This is a genomic window from Paraburkholderia sp. Ac-20336 (assembly GCF_017105025.1).
Classification (GTDB): domain Bacteria; phylum Pseudomonadota; class Gammaproteobacteria; order Burkholderiales; family Burkholderiaceae; genus Paraburkholderia.
Genome location: NZ_JAAGPS010000323.1, coordinates 1 through 572, shown reverse-complemented (window position 1 = coordinate 572; position 572 = coordinate 1). Strand labels below are relative to the sequence as shown.

Below are 572 nucleotides of genomic sequence, written 5' to 3'. Positions count from 1 at the left end.
CCAGGCTATCTGTCCAGCACGCAGTCACTGGAAAGTGAATTCGAAAAGGTCAGGGAACTGGCAGTCGATCTTCTACAGAAATCAGGTTACGGCGGCACTCCGATCATGATCGACAGCATGGTGGCCGAACCCAGCAGGTGCTCAGAGGACTACCGCGGCCGCCCCTGGGAAAACGATGCCTTTTATTGTGGAGATATGGCAGGTGCCTATTTCATGCAAGCCGGTCACTATGGGATTTATACGCATGCGGAAGATGAGTGCAGTGCTCCTTATGCCTTTGCTCATGAGCATCCCGATTCTTCGGGCACAGACCAACCCATCGCCAGTAAAGGGGAGTGACATGCAGGACATTCCGAAACCCATGTCCGTGCAGGAGCAGGCGCAACTGTTTCCCTTCTTCGAAGCCGGGCTGGCCTGGGCTACAGGTACGCTTTCATTCGACGGTATAGTCCGTCGATTCGGAAAGCCAGTGTCATATAGCTCGCCTGAAGACATCATTGTTGAATATACATACTTCCTTCAGAAGAACGTGACGGTTGATTTCCGGTTCGACAAGCTACTGCTTGTTGACG

The 572-nt window shown here is 52.6% G+C and carries 2 protein-coding genes; both read left to right on the top strand.

Annotated elements, in window-relative coordinates:
- Positions 1–339: hypothetical protein (locus tag GXB81_RS31260; RefSeq protein WP_205991236.1), on the top strand; the 339-nt coding region annotated here is incomplete at its 5' end.
- 1 nt (position 340) lies between these two features.
- A partial coding sequence (locus GXB81_RS31255) for a hypothetical protein (protein ID WP_205991235.1) occupies positions 341–572 on the top strand: 232 nt, incomplete at its 3' end.